Here is a 16,407-nt window from a genome sequence, read left to right on the forward strand (position 1 = left end):
TGCCCTGGCAAGGCATGGCGCCCTGCATCGCCATGCCGCTTCCCTTGTCTCAGCCCCTGGAGGACATGTGTTGGCGCACCAAGCACCCCACCGCTGGAGCAAACAGCCCAGCCTGGTCCAGCAACTGGGCCTGGGCCTGGACTATTTGAAAACCCGCACCAGCCCCCTGCCCGAGCCGTTTGGCGACTGCATCTTGCTGCTGAGCGTGGCGACACCAGGAGAGCCTGTGGCGACCTTTTATGTGCGCCGCGCCACGCTGGAGGCGGCCTGGCGCGCCGGCACCACCCAGGTGCGGCAATGGGCCTGGAGCCGCAGCCTCGACTGCCTGGAGCTGCGCATTGACTGGCCCTCGCATATCAGTGCGCTGCAAGGCGGTGCCGCACCGGCTAGCCCGCGCCCGGCGGTGTCGGCCTGGGCGCTGGCCGACGAGAGCCTGGAGCAGGTGCAACTGGTGCCGCCCCAGCGTTGGTCCAGCACGGCCCCGGCACCGAGCGCATGGCTGCCCGGCATGGGCGAGCAGCCGGACCGCCTGCCCCGCGCGTACTGGCTGCTGCATCTGCAAGGCCTGTTTGTCAACAGCGAAGGTTATTTGACGCAGCTGCCGCGCGCTGATTTGCCCCCGTTGCCGACCACCGGCGCCACCTTGCTCCAGAGCGAGGCCAGCATCGCCACGCTGCAGGCGCTGGCCGTGCCCGAGCCAGCACACGGCCCCTGGAGCAACGAACGCCTGGAGGCCTTTTGCGCGCGCATCTATGCCCTGCTGCTGGTGCAGCAGCGCTACCAGCAGCAGACGGGCCAGGCGCCCCCCCAGCAGCGCGGCCTGTCCCAACTGCTGGGCCGTGCTGCGCTGCAGCTGTGCCAGCAGATCCAGATCCACCAGGCAGAAGGGACGCAGCGCTTGCACCACGCGCTGTGCCTGCTGGTACTGGCCCGCTATGCACAAAGCCAGCGCAGCGAGCCGCTGGACGCCGTGCTGCCAGTCATGGCCGAACTGGCCCAGCGCCTGGCCCCCGGCAAGGGCCAGACCGCGCACAGCGAGTTGCAGCCGCCACTGCCCACGCCCAAACCGGCCGCACTGGCGCCGGCCTGGCGCCTGGTGGCGCTGGCCGCCTATGCCGATGGCATGGGTGCGCTGGGCTGCGCATCCACTGCGGTCGCAGCGCCCAGCGATGCGCCAGCCACCGCACCCGGCGCCGCCCTAGGCAGCAGCACCAGTACCACCAGCATGGCCACGCCTGAGATGGCTGCGCTCGAAGCACTGACCCGGCACTGGCTGCAGTGGCACCTGCTGGCCCATGGGGGCGCCTCCTCGGCGCAGCCCGATTGGTCTGTGGTGGCAGTGGCCGAGCTGGCCCTGCAACCGGGCTTGGCCCAGGCCCGCAGCCACCTGCAAAGCAGCAGCTGGCTGGCTGCGCTGCGCAAAGCCTTGCAAGCCCAGCTGCCGCAATACCTCCACCCCGAAGCGGCCATGTTTATGGCGCCCGATGCGCGAGAGCAAGCCGCTTTTATTGAGCCATTTACCGGTGCAGACCCTTTGCAGGCCAACAACTGGCGTATTTACCAGTGGATTCACCATATTGCTGTTCCGCAATTAATTAATTTTTGATTAGCAAATACCCTCAATTTGTTGAACATTTACATAGAAAAAAGCTTTAAGACTCCCGCTCCGCCAATATTTATACAACCCCTATATTTAGTATCTGGGCGGGAGACATTTGTCATAAAAAAATACAATTTCTTACCATCACCGATCCGCGCTATGTTTGATAAAAATCAAAGTAAATTACAAGAAATGGCGGACTAAACCGCAGTCGAGTTTCCGAGTTAATAAGAAAAACCAATAAATAAATAGTGTATTTGTGCAGCGCAACAGTGGATCGCTGAGAGGAATTGGGAGAGACCAACATGATCGAGTACCTGCTACCCCGCGCCTTGGTGTCACGCACCGAAGCCACGGCGCAGGCCCAGGAGGCCGAAGCGGCGACGGCCAGCCCGTTCGCTGCTGCCATGGCGACCTCGTTCGCCCATGCCAAAGGCCATTTGCACCAGGCCGTCTGGTTGTCACTGCCCATCAGCTTGCTCGGGCTGCTGCCCTCGATCTTCCTGCTGCAGGTCTATAACCGTGTCATCTCGCGCGGCGGCACCGCTACGCTCACCGCCATGGTGGCCGGCGTGCTGTGCATGCTGGCGCTGGAGCTGTACCTGCGCCGCAAGCGCGCCCGTGCGCTGCGGGAAGCGGGCGCCACGATCGACCGCGAAGTCTCCCAAAGCCTGATGCGCTCCATGCTGGCCCATCCGCTGCTCACTTTGGAGCAGCGCTCGGCCACGCAGTGGTTGCAGCTGTTTCGCGATGTCGGCTCGATGCGCTCGTGCATCTCGGGCGGCGTGGCCTCCTCGGTGCTGGATCTGCCAATGGCTCTGCTCGCGCTGATCGTGATCGGCATCATCGCCTGGCCCGTGCTGCCGGTGATCGTGGTGGCCATGGTCGTGCTGGGCGTGCTGGCCTGGTGGTGGGCCGATGAGGTGCGCAGTGGCCGGGTCGAAGAAGTCGAGCAGGCGCGCCAGCTCGACCGGGGCACGGCCGAGATCTGCAATGCGCGCGGCACCCTCAAGGTGCTGGGCTATGACGCAGCGGCCCAGCAGGCCTGGCAATCGGGCTATGACCGATGGCTGGCCGAGAGCTTTGACAAAAACGGCGAGATGGAAAACGCCAAGGAAACCAGCCATGTGCTGCTGACCTTGTTCTCGGTCGCCGTCATCACCGTGGGCGCGCTGGCCATCAATGCGCAGTGGATGAGCATCGGCAGCCTGATGGCGGTGAATCTGCTGTCGGGCAAGGCCCTGGGCCCGATTGCCCAGCTGGCCAGCAACTGGCGATCGCTGGCCCGTGCCAACGAAGCCACGGCCCGCCTGCAAGAAGCACTGGAAGAGCCGCTGGAGCCCGAGAGCCAGCGCATTGCGCTGCCCCGCCCGCGCGGCGTGTTTCGCTTGGAGCAGGCCAGCTTCCAGTACCCTTCAGGCCACTTGGCGCTGGACCAGGTGTCGCTGCAGATCGGCCCCGGCGGCATCCATGCGATCCTGGGCCGCAATGGCGCGGGCAAATCCACCCTGGCCAAGCTGCTCGCCGGCCTGTACCAGCCCACGCAAGGCACGATCTCGATCGACGAGTACGACATGGCGCAGTTCCCGCGCAATGACCTGGGCCGCTGGGTCGGCTGCCTGGCACAGCAAACCTACTGGTTCAGCGGCCCCATTGTCGATATCTTGCGCATGGTCAGCCCCGATGCCGATGACGGCCAGATTCTGGCGGCCTGCCAGCTGTCGGGCGCGCACAGCTTTATCAGCCGCCTGCCCCAGGGCTACCAGACTGTCCTGGGCGAAGGCGGCGCGGGCCTGTCAGCCGGCGAGTTGCGCAAGCTCGGCCTGGCCCAGCTCTTCCTGCGCAACCCCTCAGTGCTGATCCTCGACGAGCCCAGCAACGACCTGGATTTCGAGAGTGAAACCGCGCTGCTGCAAACCCTGCGCCAGATTGCGACCAAGCACACGGTCATCATCGTCACCCATTCGCTGCGCGTGGCCTCGCTCGCCCAGCATATCTACCATGTGCGCGGTGACGGCCAGGTGGACCAGGGCCAGCCCGAGCAGATGCTGCCGCTGCTCTTTGGCGTCAGCAGCAAGCCAGCGGCCGCTGCCAACGAGGCCACCGCATCGCGCAGCGCGGCTGCCGCCAAGCCATCGGCCGCACCCGGCCCGGCGCAGGCCCAGGAGTTGGCATCATGACGGCCCGCTCCCTTCACGACCTGCCCCAGGTGCTGCAAAACCTGGAGCGGCCACCGGTTCCCGACACGCCCCAGCCCGGCCGCAACCAGCGCCGCATCGTGCTGGCCGCCTTGGGCGTGCTGGTGCTGGTGGGCCTGTTCTACCCGGTCGAGAACGTCGTGGTCGCCAGCGGCCAGGTGATTCCCTCCGACCGCGTGCAGACAGTCCAGCATCTGGAAGGCGGCATCGTCACCACCGTCCATGTCAAGGAAGGCCAGGAAGTCCACAAGGGCGAGCCGCTGCTGGAGATTGACCTGGGCGGCAGCAGCCTGAACCTGGAGCAGTTGACGGCCCGCAGCGCCACCGCGCAAGCCAGCCGCACTCGCCTCACGGCAGAGAGCCAGGGCCTGGCGCTCAAGGCAACGGATTTCCCGCGCGAGCTCGAGAGCAAGATTGTTCGCGCCGAGCTGGGCGCCTTCTCCTCACGGGCGTTGGAATACCAGGGCAGCCTGGCCTCGAGCCAGGCCATGCTGCTGCAGGCCCGGGGCGATGTGGCGCAAAGCCAGGCCCGCATCGACGGCCTGCGCAGCAGCCTGGCGCTGCATGAGCAAGAGGCCGGCATTGCCCAGCAGCTGGCGGCCGAGCAGCTGATTGGCCAGCTCGAAGTGCTCGACAAGCAGCGCGCCCTCACCTTGGTGCGCACCGACCTGGCCGCCGCCGTGCAAAGCCTGGTCAGCAACCGCGCCAAGGTCGAGCAGGCGCAGGCCAAGATTCTGGAAACCCAGGGCGCGTTCCGCCGCCGTGCCTCCGAAGAGCTGGCCCAGACCGAGCGCGAGCTGCTCAGCCTGAGCGAAGACCTGTCCCGCGCGCGCAACCAGCGCAGCCGTACCGTCGTGCTGGCCCCGACCGACGGCGTCGTCAAAGGGCTGCGCAGCTCGGGCGCTGGCTGGGTGGTCAAGCCCGGCGAGGCGATTTTGGAAGTCGTGCCCGACAAGGACGAGGTCATCGTCGAGGCCCGCCTGAACCCGGCCGACCGGGGCTATGTGCGTGCTGGCCAGGAAACCAAGGCCAAGGTCAGCGCCTACGACTACCTGCGCTATGGCTTTGTGCCCGGCAAGGTCACCCTGGTCTCGGCCGATGCCGACCACGACCCGAACGTGCCCGATGCGCCGTCGTATTTCCGCATCCAGGCCAGCCTGGCCCAGCCATGGGTTGGCCGCAAGGACAACCGCATCACCACCGGCATGCAGGCCGAGCTCGATCTGCTGCTGGGCCGTGAACCCTTTATCTGGTATTTGCTGCGCCCCGTGCTGCATATCCAAAGCGAAGCTTTCCGGGAGCCTTGAGCGATGCGCCTCTTTGCCCCCACACCCCTTAGCAGCATGCCGCTTGGCCAGGCGGCCAGCCTGCCAGCGCGCTACCTGGCGGCCCAGCCGCGCCTGGCTTGCGCCGGGCGCGCCGAGCCGCAGGGCGCCTCGGTCTGGGGGATTGTCTGCGCGCTCACCATGGCCTGGGCGAGCAGCGATCTGCAGGCGCAGGGCTTCTCCGATGGCACCGTGCCCGCGCAGGAGGCCAGCCAGGCCGATGCCACGCCGGTGCTGGAGATGCCGCTGCGCGTGCAGATGGCCGAAGCTGCGCCAGAAAGCCGCGATAGCGCGCCTGCGCTTGCCAGCAGCACCGCACCCAGCGCAAGCGCAGAAATGGCTGCTCCCACGCCGGCCGCCCCTGTCATTCCCGCCAGCACCGCACCTGCCGCCGCCTTGCAGCTGGCACCCAAGCTGATGCCAGGCACACTTGCAGGCAACGCGTCCCAGCAGCAGCTGCTCGCAGCGCTCTACACGATGCTGAGCGACCACCCCGATGTGCGCAAGGCACGTGCTGCTGTCGAATCAGCAGGCTACGACACCCACACGGCTGAGGGCGCGCGCTGGCCCAGCTTCAAACTGGGCACCTCGGCCGGCAATGCGGCCCTGCCCCAAGGCGGGAGGCGCAGCTCGTACACGGCAGTGAACGCCGAGGTGCGCATGAATCTGCTCGATGGCGGCGCCATCAGCGCCGGCATCGATTCGGCCCAGGCCATGGAAGCGGCGCAAGGCAGCGCCCTCTACACCACGCGCCAGAATGTGCTGCTCGATGCGCTGTCGGCCTTGCTCGAGCTGCACCGCTTCCAGACCAAGGCCCGCATTGCCGCAGAGTCGGCCGAGATCATCGGCCAGCTCGCCCGGGTGGAAGAGCGCCGCGCGGAGCTGGGCGCCGTGGGCCGCAATGACCTGCGCCAGGCTGCATCGCGCCGCGCCAGCGCACTGGCCCAGCAAAACGCGCTGGAAGCCCAGCGCATCGATGCGCAGGCCCGCTTTACCCGGTTCTTCAACTACATCCCGAGCCTGTCCTGGCTGCCCGAGCCCCAGGTGCCCAGCTTCTGGGTGCCGACCAATGAGCAAGCGGCGCTGCTGGCTGCCGAGGACCAAAGCGCCGAGCTGCGCGAGATCGGCCACCTGATCGAGCGCGCCCATGCCGAGGTCGAGCGCAGCAAGGCCCAGCGCTGGCCCACGGTGGCCGCCGTCGTCTCGCACACGCGCGATCCCAAGAGCGTGCTCTACACCGAAGGCACCCGCTACGGCGTGGAGCTGAACTGGAACTTTGGCAATGGCTTTGAGCTGCGCGACCGCATCCTCAAGGCCATCAGCGAGCTGCAGGCCCAGCAGGCCCAGCAAGAGGCCGTGCGCCGCCAGGTGCATGAGGCTGCGTCCTCCGCCTGGGGCCGCTGGCAGGCAGGCCGCGCCCGCGAGGCCCAGCTGCGCGATGCCGTGCGCGAAGCCAGTGCCGCCTTTGAAGGCTACCGGCGCCTCCTGGAAGTGGGCCGGGGCAACCTCTCGCAGGTGCTCGATGCCCAGCTCGACGTACAGCGCCTGATGCTGGACGCAGCCGACGCCATGTATGACCAGCGCATCAATGAATTGCGCCTGACCCGCACCACCGGCCAGTTGCTGCCCCGCGACTTGCCCGAGCACTGGCTCGACCAGCTCTTTGCCCAGCGCTCTGCGAATGCCCCCGCGCCTGCCACTGCGCAGCGCCCCTTTGCCAGCCCTGGCCCCGCGCCACTGGCTGGCAGCCGCGCAGCCCCTGCCCGGCCTGGAACCCCCTATACCTCACCCCCTGTTTTGACTGCGCAGCACCTGCCGCTGCGCCTGGACCACCGATGGGACACGCAGCTGCTCAGCCAGCCGCAAGGCTCCGGTGCAGCGCGCGCACTACGCTGGTAAGAGGTACGGGTTTCCACAGCGACAGGCGCTTGCCCACGCCTGCCACTGTTTTTCAGCTGGGCTATGTAAATGGAGAGCATCATGACCAACATCATCAAGAACTTCTGGAACGATGAAGAAGGCGCGACCGCCATTGAGTATGGGTTGATTGCAGGGCTGATTGCCGTCGGTCTGCTGGTGGCATTGACCGATATCGGTACCAAGCTGAAAGTGGTTTTCGAGAAAATTGGTACTGCCCTGACTGCCTCCGGCACCGCAGCTCCCTGAGCGCCTCAACGTGACTACCACTGCCTTCACCTGGATCCTGCTGCTGTGGCTCGTCGCCATAGCAGTCATGGATCTGCGCAGCCGCAAGGTGCGCAACTGGATGGTGCTGCTGGGCCTGGCCACAGGCTTGGCAGCACTGTTCGGAGGTGCACAGCCGTTCGACATGCTGGCCTGGCAAGGCCTGGCAGGTATGGCGGTGGCCTTTGTCGCGCTGCTACCCCTGTACGCCATCCGCTGGATGGGCGCCGGAGATGTCAAGTTTGCGGCGGTCGCTGGCCTGTGGTTTGGGCTGTCCCCCTATCTGCTGGCCATCTGGCTGGGTGCAAGCCTGCTTGCCGGTCTGCACAGCATGGTCGTATTGGGGTGCCGCAGCCTGCTGCGCAGCCCCCAAGGCGCGTTGCTGCTGGCCAGACTGCCCCTGCTGCAGCCCGTACTGGCAGCCGGTGCAGATGCGCCTGCCAACGACCGGCCTCGTGGCCCCCAGCGCAGCATTCCCTATGCCGGTTATATGGCGCTGGTGGCGATCGTGCTGATGATGCGCAACTCCGTGCCTTTCCAGGGTTGAAGGACTGCTGACATGCACCTCTATTCACCTCCACCTCCCATGTGTTTTGCTGTCGCCCCCTGGGCCGCACACGCTGCCGCGACAGCAAAGCATATGCCGCGTTCAACCTCTAGGAGCCCTCAACCATGAACCTCACCAAGATACTGGCCGGCCTGCTGCTGGTCCTGGCCTTGGCCCTGGGCCTGGGCGCCTTGCTGCTGGGCCGCCAGACAGCCAATCGGCCGGTGGCACCGACCACGGCGCCAAGCAGCGGTGCTGCCAGCCAAGCGGCGCCCACCTTTGCCGTTGTGGTGGCTGCCAAGCCCATAGCGGCAGGCCAGCGCCTGGTGGCAGACGACCTCAAGATCGCGCAGTTGCCAGTCGCCGTGGCCTCCAGCTTCTCCAACACCGATGCTCTGCTGGGCCGCACCACCACGATGGCGCTGGCGCCCGATGCACCGCTCTTTGAGCAGCAACTGATCAGCGGCCTGGCCTTGCAGGTCGAGCCCGGGCAACGCGCGGTGTCCGTCGGTATCCGCGAGGCCATGGCTGCTGGCCACCATGTGCGGCCCGGCGATTTTGTCGATGTGTTCTTTACGCTGGATGGCAAGACCGACGCGGCGGAGGTGGACAGCCAGACCCGGCTGCTGCTGGCACGCACCCGGGTGCTGGCCTATGGCCCAGCCAGTGTCGAGAACCCCCCGCTCACCCAGGCCCAGCGCCAGCAGGAAGAGCAAGAGGCCGCCAAGACCGGCAGCAGCGGCAATGCGGCGCGGCGCAATACGCAAGATGCCCAGGCGGCTCGCAGTGCCGCGACCGCCGTGCTGGCCGTGCCTTTGCAGGATGTGGAGCGCCTGACCCTGGCCGAGAAATACGGCCAGTTGAGCCTGGCGCTGCGCCACCCCGATGACAGCCGCGTGCCCGACCCGGCCCTGTTTGCCGCGCTGCCCACGGTGCTGCAGCCGGTAGCAGGCAAGCTGGCCAAGGGCGAGGAGCTGCAGGGCATGGACCGCTCCTTTGCCGGCCTGCGCTTCAAGGACCTGGCAACCGGCGCCGACAGCAAGCCAGTGCGCCGCCCTGCCACCGTCACGCAGGCCAGGGCGCCAGCGCCGGCCGCGCCCTTGGCGCCACCACGCACGCTGGAGGTCTACCAAGGCGCGAGCGTGCAGACCGTACGTTATTGATGGCTGCCGGGGTTGTCAGCCCCGGTTGACCGCGCCACACAGGCGCACACGGGCCCGCAAGGCCCGGAACCAGAACGAGACAGACGAGGGAACCGACTATGAGAACCACCGCACTCGCATCCGCCGCCTGGCTGCCGCTGCTGGCCAGCACCTTGGCCGTGCAGGCCCAGCCTGTGGCCCCCGCTGCCCTGAGCGTGCAACCCTTGGCGCTGGTGCAAGGCCAGCAGCAGCTGTTCAAACCCGGTATTGCCATTGCACGCATCGCCATTGGCGACCCAGCCGTGCTGGATGTGCAGGTGCTGGGCGAATTGCCCCAGACCGGCAAGCCCGCCGCTGGCAAGGCTGCCGCCCCGCGCCCTGCCCGCCCGGCCGAGCTGCTGCTGACCCCCAAGGCCGCTGGCAGCACCACCTTGATGGTCTGGCCCAGCCAGGGCGAACCGCAGACCTGGAGCGTTGTGGTCAGTGGCCCGCGCCTGTTGCTGGAGCGCCGCCTCCAGTCCCTCCCTGAGCACGCGCGCGCCTCGGCAGAACTGGCGGCCACTGCGCCCAAAGGCACGCCCTTGACCGACCGCGCCCAGGTGGATGTGCGCAGCAATACCGTGCAGGTGGATGTGCAGGTGGTGGAGTTCAAGAAATCGGCCATGCGGCGCGCGGGCGTGCAGCTCAACAGCGGCGGGGCCAATGACCATGGCTTCCAGTTCGGCGTCTACACCCCGGGCAGCAATGGCAGCAGCAGTGGCTCTTCCAGCGGCAGCGGCGGTAGCGGTGGTAGCGACAATGGCACGACAGCCATTGCCAGTGCGATGAACCTGGTGCTCGGCTTTGGCCGGGCCTTCAGCGGCCGGGGCATTACTGCGCAGCTGGGTTTTCTCGAAGGCAATGGCCTGGCGCGCGTGCTCGCCAAACCTACCTTGGTGGCCCACAGCGGCCAGACCGCAAGCTTTCTGGCCGGTGGCGAGATCCCGATCCCCGTGCCCAGCGGCGGCAGCAACAATATCTCCATCCAGTACAAGGAGTTTGGCGTCAAGCTGCAGCTGACGCCGACCATTCTGTCCAACGAGCGCATCGCCCTCAAGGTGGCGCCTGAGGCCAGCGACCTGGACTACACCCAGGGCGTGACGATCAATGACATCTCGGTGCCCGCGCTGCGCACCCGCCGTGCCGACACCTTTGTCGAGCTGGCCGATGGCGAGAGCTTTGTCATTGGCGGGCTGGTCAGCCGCTCGACCCTGTCCAATGTCAACAAGGTGCCGCTGCTCGGTGACCTGCCCATCCTGGGCACCTTCTTCAAGAACCTCAACTACTCGCAGGAAGAGACCGAGTTGGTGATCATCGTCACGCCCCGCCTGGTGCAGCCGCTGCCCGCCGGCACCAACCTGGAGGCACTGCTGCCGGGCGCGCAGCAGGAGCTGCCCAATGCGGGCCGCGTCTGGGCACCGTATGCGGTAGGCGCGCCCTATGCCGACTCCCCCCTGCCCGGCTTTTCGTACTGATGCCATGAACAAGGACTCGCTCGCCCCCCACAGCGCAGGCTCCGCGCCCGAGAGCCCCTCGCTGGCTGACCTGCTCACCCCCAGGCCCGGGCAGGCCCGGCCTGCGCCGGCCGATGCCAGCGAGCGCCCGGCCCTGCGCGCCGTACCAACTTCACTGACCCCAGTGCCTGCCACCGCCAACCCCGCAGGCGACAGCCCGGCCACCGTGCCGCTGCCGCTGCCGCTGCTGCTGGTGCAGGCGCCCGCGCCGCAGGGCGCGCTGGCGCTGGCCTGGATGCAGCGGCTGCTGGGCGGCGCCCAGCCCCATGTCGCTCCCAGCCTGTATACGGTGGCCGAGCAAGTGCAGCAGCTGCAGCCCCAGGCGGTGCTGGTGCAGTTTGACAGCGCCAATGTCGATGCGGCCACTGCGCTGGTGGCCCAGCTGCAGCAGGCCTTTCCGCATATCCCGCGCCTGGCGATTGGCCATGCACAAGACGCCCCATGCCTGCTGGCAGCATTGCGCGCCGGCGTGCAGGATTTTCTGGATCTGGATGCACCGCTGGACCCGGCCCAGCGAGTGGTGAGCCAATTGCTGGCCCGCCCCGCTGCCGTAGACCAGCGCCGTGCCGATGCCGCGCCCATCACCGCACTGCTCTCGGCCCGGGCCGGCTTGGGCTGCAGCCTGCTGGCATCGCACCTGGCCTGGCATCTGCAGGAGGGCCTGAGCCCTGCGCGCAGCGGCAAGGCTGCTGTGCCAGCCAGCCACACCGCCGATGGGCAGAGCTTGCATGCCTTGCTGCTGGACATGGGTGCTTCCGGCGGTGACTGCGCCATCTACCTCAACACCCCGGGCGAGTTCAGCCTGGCCGATGCGCTCAGCCAGCAGCGGCGCCTGGACAAGCGCATGGCGGCCAGCGCGCTGTCGCGCCACCCCAGCGGCCTGCGGCTGCTGACCATGCCCCGCCATGCCGCGTTGCCAGCGGCCGGAGAGATCGACGCACTGGTCCAGCGCCTGGGCCAGTATTTTGAGCACCTGGTGCTGGACCTGGGCGCAGACACGCCCCTGCCGGTGCTGGCCGAGGTGCTGCCCCAGGCCAGCCAGATCTGGCTGGTCTGCGACCAGAGCGTGGCCAGCGTGGTCTGGACTGCCGAGCTCCTGCAGCAACTGCAGGCCATCGGCATTGCACCCGAGCGCATCGAGCTGATTGTGAACCGCCATGACAGCCGGCTGGAGCTGGCGGCCAGCCACATGGCGGCGCAGTTGCAACTGCCGTTGCTTGGCAGCATTCCCGAGCGCCGCCGGCCACTGATGCAGGAGGTCAACCGGGGCCTGCTGCTGCAGGCACAGCGCCGCAGCGAGCCCTATGTGAAGGCGGTCGGCCAGCTCGCCGACCAGCTGCTGGCCGCGCACCATCCACAGCGTGTGGGCCACCGCAGCGGCGCGGCCGGGCCCTTGCAACACCTTCTCCAGCGCCTGCGCGGACACTGAAAACCACCATGACGACCACGGACTACACCAACTCCGCCGCCGCTGCCAGCGAGAACCTGCAGCATGCCCAGCTGCTTGCCGATCTCAAGAACCATGCCTATGAGCACCTGCTCAGCCGCATTGAGGAGCTGGGGGCGGAGTTTGGCCGCTGGTCCCAGGCGGCGATTGCGCAGTTTGTGAAGCTCGAGCTCGACAGTTTTATCCGCCTGCATGCGGTGCCGGTCAATGAGCAAGAGGCCCGCCAGGTGGCCGAGGCGCTCAGCCGTGAGCTCACCGGCCTGGGCCCGCTGCAGCCGCTCCTGGAAGATGCGCGCGTCGAGGACATCCTCATCAATGGCTACCGCGACATCTATGTCTCGCGCGGCGGCATGCTCGAGCGCGAAGCCTCGCACTTCAAGGACGACGAGCATGTGCTGCGCATTGTGCGGCGCATTCTGGCGCCGCTGGGGCGGCGCCTGGACGAATCCAGCCCCATGGTCGATGCCCGCCTGCCCGATGGCGGCCGCATCAATGTGATCATCGGCCCGCTGGCCATCGACGGCCCCACGGTCTCGATCCGCAAGTTCCGCAAGGACCCGCTCACGCCCAAAGACCTGGTCGAGCTGGGCAGCTTCAGCGAAGACATCTGCCGCATTCTGGAGATGGCCGTCAAGGCACGCTGCAACATCCTGGTGAGCGGCGGCACCAGCTCGGGCAAGACCTCCTTGCTCAACGCCCTGGCCAGCTTTATCCCGAGCAACGAGCGCATCGTGACCATTGAGGACACCGCCGAGCTCGCCCTCAACCACAGCCATGTGGTGCGGCTGGAGAGCCGCCCGGGCAGCTTCGATGGCTCGGGCCATGTGAGCATCCGCGACCTGCTGGTCAACAGCCTGCGCATGCGGCCCGATCGCATCATCGTTGGCGAAGTGCGCAGCGGCGAAGTGCTGGAGCTGCTCCAGGCGATGAACACCGGCCACGATGGCTCGATGGGCACCATCCATGCCAGCTCGCCGCGCGAATGCCTCTACCGCGCCGAGATGCTGGCCGGCTTTGCCGGCTTTCAGGGCAGCGAAGTGAGCCTGCGCCGCCAGATTGCCAATGCGGTGGACTTTATCGTGCAGATCGGCCGCCTCTCCAACGGCCGCCGGCGCCTGCTGTCGCTGACCGAGGTGACCGGCATGACGGACAACATGATCTCCACCCAGGAGCTCTACCGCTACGAGGCCCAGACCGGCCCCGACGGCCAGGAGCAGGACCACTGGATCTCCATGGGCATCTCGCCGCATTCGCCCAAATTGCTGGCCTGGTGGCGGGGCCAGCAGCAGGCCGGCAGCGGCGGAGGACAGCGATGAACATCCACCCAGTCGTTTTGGTCATCGCCGCCCTCGCCTGCGCGCTGCTGGCCCTGGCGCTGTGGCTGTTCTCCCGTGCGCGCCAGCAGCAGGCCCGGCAATCGATTGCCGGCCATATGCAGCGCAGCCGCGATATCCAGCGCGATCTGCTGGCCCCCTCAGCCGCCGCCCCGATGCCGGGCATGGCAGCCGACCCCAGAGCTTCTGCAGCCTTGCCTGCTGCGCTCACGCCCTCGGCCTCGGCCTCGGCACGGCAATGGTTGTATGACCATCTGGGCTATGGCGCCTGGGGCATTACGCCACGGGGTCTGGCCATGATTGCTGCAGTGGGCGTCGTGCTGGCCATGCTGATTGCGATGCAGGCCGGCGCACTTTTGGGCCTGATGGTGCTGGCCGTCTATGCGCTGCTGACCTGGTTTGGCATCTGGCACCGGGTGAGCAAGCGCCGCGCCAAGATGCTCTCGCTGCTGCCGGGCTTTCTGGACAATATGGTGCGGCTGATCTCCATCGGCAACTCGCCCCACGCCGCCTTCCAGTTTGCCAGCGGCAATGTGCCCGAGCCGCTGGGCAGCGCCTTGCAGCATGTCAATGCGTCCCTCAGCGTCTCGCCCGATCTGGGCCAGGCGATGACTCAGCTGGAGCGCACCTGGAAACTGGCCGAGTTCGGGCTGCTCGCTGCCGTCTTCCGCATGAGCACGCGCTATGGCGGCCGGGTGGACCAGGTGCTCGAACGTGTGTCCGCCTATATCCGCGACCGCCAATCGGCCGAGCGCGAGCTCCATTCCCTCTCGACCGAGGTGCGTCTTTCAGCCTGGATCCTGGCCTTGTTGCCCATCATCGTGGGCAGCTTGATCATGCTGCTCAACCAGGGCTACTTCCTGCGGCTGTGGCAAGACAGTACCGGCCAAAAAATGATCTTTATCGCAGCAGGCCTGGAAGTATTTGGCTCCTTTCTGCTGTACCGGCTGGCACGCCTGAAATAGGGAGTCCGACTGATGTCTCGACCCACATTCCTGAACGACCGCCGTTATTCGCCTCCTCCAGAGCCTGTTTGCTGCACGGAGGATTGCCGATGACCAGCGATCAACTGTGGATTGCCAGCCTGGTGCTGGCTGCGCTGGGGCTGCTGATGCTCGCAGGCAGGCTGCTGCTGCGCCAGCACCGCAGCGAACGCACCGAGTTGCGCGTCGCGCAGTTGCTGCGGCAGCGCGAGGCGACAGCTGCGGTGATTCAACCCTTCCCCATACCCGGGCTGCAAGCGCTGCCAAGCTCCGCATCGCAAAGTGAGCAAGAAGCGGCCCAGCAGATGATCGATCGTCTCAAGCCGCCTGCCTGGTTGGACACCGGACTGGCAAAGGCCTTGTTTGCGGACGAGGACCGCAAGCTCATGGAGCAGGCAGGCATCGAGATGGCACGTGGCGCCTTCACATTTGTCACCAGCCGCATCTTGCTGTGCCTGGCCCTGCCTGTGTTGGCGCTGCTAATTTTCGAGCCACAGGGCACCACCGCCGTGTTCCAAGGCTTTGTAGCTTTCAGCCTGGGCCTGATGCTGCCCAAGTGGATTTTGCGCTCCAAGGCAACGACACGCCGCAAGCAAGTCGTCGAAGAACTACCCCTGTTTGTTGACCTGCTGCGCCTGCTGCAGGGCGTGGGCCTGAGCATTGACCAGAGCCTGCATATTCTGGCCTCTGAGTTTGGCAGTGTGCTGCGCGTGCTGAGCGCCGAGCTGGGCCTGGCCAATCGGCTCTACAGCTCGGGCCGCACGCGTGAGCAGTCGCTGCAGCGCCTGGCGATGCTGGGCGCGGACGACGACATGAGTGCCGTGGTCAACCTGCTGGTGCAGGTGGACCGGCATGGCGGCGCAGTGCAAGAGCCGCTGCGCGAGTTCAGCCTGCGCCTGCGCGAGAAGCGCCAGGCCAATTTCAAGGAAAAGATCGGCACGATCACGGTCAAGATGACCGGCGTGATGGTGCTGACCTTGCTGCCCGCCTTGATCGTGATTACCGCAGGGCCTGGCTTTACCGCGGTGATCCGCTCACTGTCGGCGATAGGAGGGAAATAACTATGCGCCATCACCTCAGCAACACCCGAACAAGTTCGATGCCGCTGCTGGCCTTGGCCGCTGCGCTGCTGACCGGCTGCGCCTCCAAAGGCCCGCAAGGTTATGGCGCCGCCGAACAAAGCACGGCAGCCCAAGCCCAGCAGCAAATGGAAAAGGCCGCGCAGCTGACCCAGATCGATCCGCAGCAGACTTATCTGAACCTGATTCGCCAGATGCAGCAGGCCAACCAGTGGTATGCGTCGCTGGCGCATACGCAGGCCTTTGAGCGCCAGTACGGCAGCCAGCCGCAGATCCGGCTGATGCGCGCCGATGCACTGCGCAATACCGGCCAGGGCCCATTGGCCGAGCAAGGCTACCAGGCGCTGCTGGCCGACCCCGATAGCAGCACCGTGGCCCGCGCGCGGCGCGGCCTGGGCCTGCTGTATGCCAGCCAGGCCCAGTACCCCAATGCCATTGCGCAACTCGAGATGGCGCGCCAGATCAACCCCATTGATGCCGATGTGCTGAGCGACCTGGCCTACGCCCATATGCTGGACGGCCAGACCGAGGCCGCCCATCTGCCAGTGTTGCAGGCAGCGCAGCTGGCCCCGGGCAATGCCCGGGTGCAGCTCAACCTGGCCCTCTACCTGATGGCCAGCGACCAGAAGGCACAGGCCTCGCAACTGCTGCAACGCCTGAGCCAGCCCGCCACCAAGAATGTGCCCGCGCTGATCGACGCGAACTCGATGCAGACCTTGCAGGCCCAACTGCAGACCGTGCAAACCGCCATGCGCCGGCGCAACGGGGGTGAGCTGCCAGCGCCAGTACCGGCTGCGGCGGCGCCCTTGGTGGACGGCGCAGCACTTGCGGTCAGCCCGCTTCCAGCTGTGGCTACAGACCCGATCGCGGCGCCGGCTGCAACGCCATCTGCAGGGCCTGCTGCCGGCCCTGGGCCTGCCGTGCCCACGGCCTTGCGCAGCACAGCCGCTGGCAACGACAGCCCGCACATCACCAATACCCCGGCACGCCCCATTGCGCCTTAGCACCACCAGGA

General features: G+C 66.7%; 13 protein-coding genes. All 13 read left to right on the top strand.

Translation table 11 applies throughout. The features are described 5' to 3' along the window. The first annotated feature begins 70 nt into the window (after positions 1-70). The 13 genes from DCO45_RS00685 (at position 71) to DCO45_RS00745 (ending at position 16,396) form a co-directional block, all read left to right on the top strand. Positions 71-1,606: a hypothetical protein gene (locus DCO45_RS00685; protein ID WP_116924050.1), complete on the top strand. Its 1,536-nt coding sequence runs from the start codon at positions 71-73 to the stop codon at positions 1,604-1,606. A 299-nt stretch (positions 1,607-1,905) separates the two neighbouring features. Then, positions 1,906-3,780 (top strand): ATP-binding cassette domain-containing protein, encoded by a 1,875-nt coding sequence (locus DCO45_RS00690; RefSeq protein ID WP_116924461.1) that lies wholly within the window; start codon positions 1,906-1,908, stop codon positions 3,778-3,780. Next, on the top strand, positions 3,777-5,105 hold the full coding sequence (locus DCO45_RS00695) for an HlyD family type I secretion periplasmic adaptor subunit (RefSeq protein WP_116924051.1): 1,329 nt from the start codon (positions 3,777-3,779) through the stop codon (positions 5,103-5,105). Before DCO45_RS00690 ends, DCO45_RS00695 begins: the two co-directional genes overlap by 4 nt. Before the next feature lie 3 nt (positions 5,106-5,108). Next, positions 5,109-7,022, top strand: a complete 1,914-nt coding sequence (locus DCO45_RS00700; protein ID WP_243419201.1) for a TolC family protein — start codon at positions 5,109-5,111, stop codon at positions 7,020-7,022. Between the two features lie 81 nt (positions 7,023-7,103). After that, on the top strand, positions 7,104-7,289 hold the full coding sequence (locus DCO45_RS00705) for a Flp family type IVb pilin (protein ID WP_116924463.1): 186 nt from the start codon (positions 7,104-7,106) through the stop codon (positions 7,287-7,289). 10 nt (positions 7,290-7,299) lie between these two features. Then, on the top strand, positions 7,300-7,854 hold the full coding sequence (locus tag DCO45_RS00710) for an A24 family peptidase (protein ID WP_232539362.1): 555 nt from the start codon (positions 7,300-7,302) through the stop codon (positions 7,852-7,854). A gap of 125 nt (positions 7,855-7,979) precedes the next feature. Continuing rightward, the gene (gene cpaB, locus DCO45_RS00715; RefSeq protein ID WP_116924053.1) at positions 7,980-9,017 is read left to right on the top strand and encodes a Flp pilus assembly protein CpaB; all 1,038 of its coding nucleotides are present in this window, start codon (positions 7,980-7,982) and stop codon (positions 9,015-9,017) included. Positions 9,018-9,115: 98 nt separating this feature from the next. Beyond that, positions 9,116-10,510, top strand: a complete 1,395-nt coding sequence (locus tag DCO45_RS00720) for a type II and III secretion system protein family protein (protein ID WP_116924054.1) — start codon at positions 9,116-9,118, stop codon at positions 10,508-10,510. Positions 10,511-10,514: 4 nt separating this feature from the next. Then, positions 10,515-11,978: a pilus assembly protein CpaE gene (locus DCO45_RS00725; RefSeq protein ID WP_116924055.1), complete on the top strand. Its 1,464-nt coding sequence runs from the start codon at positions 10,515-10,517 to the stop codon at positions 11,976-11,978. An 8-nt stretch (positions 11,979-11,986) separates the two neighbouring features. Further along, a complete protein-coding gene (locus tag DCO45_RS00730) occupies positions 11,987-13,312 on the top strand; it encodes a CpaF family protein (RefSeq protein WP_116924056.1) in 1,326 nt (441 codons plus the stop codon). Further along, positions 13,309-14,295 (top strand): type II secretion system F family protein, encoded by a 987-nt coding sequence (locus tag DCO45_RS00735; protein WP_116924057.1) that lies wholly within the window; start codon positions 13,309-13,311, stop codon positions 14,293-14,295. Before DCO45_RS00730 ends, DCO45_RS00735 begins: the two co-directional genes overlap by 4 nt. A gap of 89 nt (positions 14,296-14,384) precedes the next feature. Next, positions 14,385-15,374 (top strand): type II secretion system F family protein, encoded by a 990-nt coding sequence (locus tag DCO45_RS00740; RefSeq protein ID WP_116924058.1) that lies wholly within the window; start codon positions 14,385-14,387, stop codon positions 15,372-15,374. 2 nt (positions 15,375-15,376) lie between these two features. After that, a complete protein-coding gene (locus tag DCO45_RS00745) occupies positions 15,377-16,396 on the top strand; it encodes a hypothetical protein (protein WP_133247963.1) in 1,020 nt (339 codons plus the stop codon). The last annotated feature ends 11 nt before the right edge of the window (positions 16,397-16,407 follow it).

The sequence above is a fragment of the Comamonas sp. JNW genome (genome assembly GCF_003105075.1).
In the GTDB taxonomy this organism is placed as follows: domain Bacteria; phylum Pseudomonadota; class Gammaproteobacteria; order Burkholderiales; family Burkholderiaceae_C; genus Comamonas; species Comamonas squillarum.

Excerpts from the sequence above, each read along its gene's own strand:
- DCO45_RS00690 (WP_116924461.1), top strand. The coding sequence starts at position 1,906 with ATGATCGAGTACCTGCTACCCCGCGCCTTGGTGTCACGCACCGAAGCC.
- DCO45_RS00695 (WP_116924051.1), top strand. The coding sequence starts at position 3,777 with ATGACGGCCCGCTCCCTTCACGACCTGCCCCAGGTGCTGCAAAACCTG.
- DCO45_RS00700 (WP_243419201.1), top strand. The coding sequence starts at position 5,109 with ATGCGCCTCTTTGCCCCCACACCCCTTAGCAGCATGCCGCTTGGCCAG.
- DCO45_RS00705 (WP_116924463.1), top strand. The coding sequence starts at position 7,104 with ATGACCAACATCATCAAGAACTTCTGGAACGATGAAGAAGGCGCGACC.
- cpaB (WP_116924053.1), top strand. The coding sequence starts at position 7,980 with ATGAACCTCACCAAGATACTGGCCGGCCTGCTGCTGGTCCTGGCCTTG.
- DCO45_RS00720 (WP_116924054.1), top strand. The coding sequence starts at position 9,116 with ATGAGAACCACCGCACTCGCATCCGCCGCCTGGCTGCCGCTGCTGGCC.
- DCO45_RS00725 (WP_116924055.1), top strand. The coding sequence starts at position 10,515 with ATGAACAAGGACTCGCTCGCCCCCCACAGCGCAGGCTCCGCGCCCGAG.
- DCO45_RS00730 (WP_116924056.1), top strand. The coding sequence starts at position 11,987 with ATGACGACCACGGACTACACCAACTCCGCCGCCGCTGCCAGCGAGAAC.
- DCO45_RS00735 (WP_116924057.1), top strand. The coding sequence starts at position 13,309 with ATGAACATCCACCCAGTCGTTTTGGTCATCGCCGCCCTCGCCTGCGCG.
- DCO45_RS00740 (WP_116924058.1), top strand. The coding sequence starts at position 14,385 with ATGACCAGCGATCAACTGTGGATTGCCAGCCTGGTGCTGGCTGCGCTG.
- DCO45_RS00745 (WP_133247963.1), top strand. The coding sequence starts at position 15,377 with ATGCGCCATCACCTCAGCAACACCCGAACAAGTTCGATGCCGCTGCTG.